Raw genomic sequence first — 434 nt, 5'->3', positions numbered from 1 at the left:
CCAGCCGCAAACACCACCGACCACGAGCCAAACAATGAGACCGATCATCTTACCCTCCATTTTCCCGGCTGCATCCGGGATACGGGGACAAGACTCACGAATTGCGATTTTTGTTCCGGCTACGGTTTGAAGAGTGGCGTGCGACGGTCAGTATTTCTGCTGACGCTCGTAGAGCGATTTGTAATGCTGGATCCGCGAGACGCGCAGGCCCGGCATCCCCGAGCGGTCAATCGCCCGCTGCCAGCCCGCAAATTCCTCGACCGTCAGGCCGTAGCGATCGCACACCTCGTCCACCGACAGCAGTCCGCCATTGACCGCGGCGACCACCTCGGCCTTGCGGCGAACGACCCAGCGGGTCGTCTCCGGCGGCGGAAGCGATTCGAGCGTCAGTGGCTCTCCGAGGGGGCCGATCACCTTGGCTGGGCGAATCTTCT

General features: G+C 62.2%; 1 protein-coding gene. It reads right to left on the bottom strand.

Annotated elements, in window-relative coordinates; genetic code table 11:
* Positions 1 to 147 precede the first annotated feature (147 nt).
* The coding region (gene sciP / locus AACY08_RS29995) for a CtrA inhibitor SciP (protein ID WP_445262077.1) at positions 148 to 434 on the bottom strand (287 nt) is incomplete at its 5' end.

The organism is Pseudomonas sp. EL_65y_Pfl1_R83 (assembly GCF_963970695.1).
Classification (GTDB): Bacteria; Pseudomonadota; Gammaproteobacteria; order Pseudomonadales; family Pseudomonadaceae; genus Aquipseudomonas; species Aquipseudomonas tritici.
The sequence above is the reverse complement of the archived record's forward strand: the minus strand, read 5'-3'. Positions and strand labels throughout refer to the sequence as shown.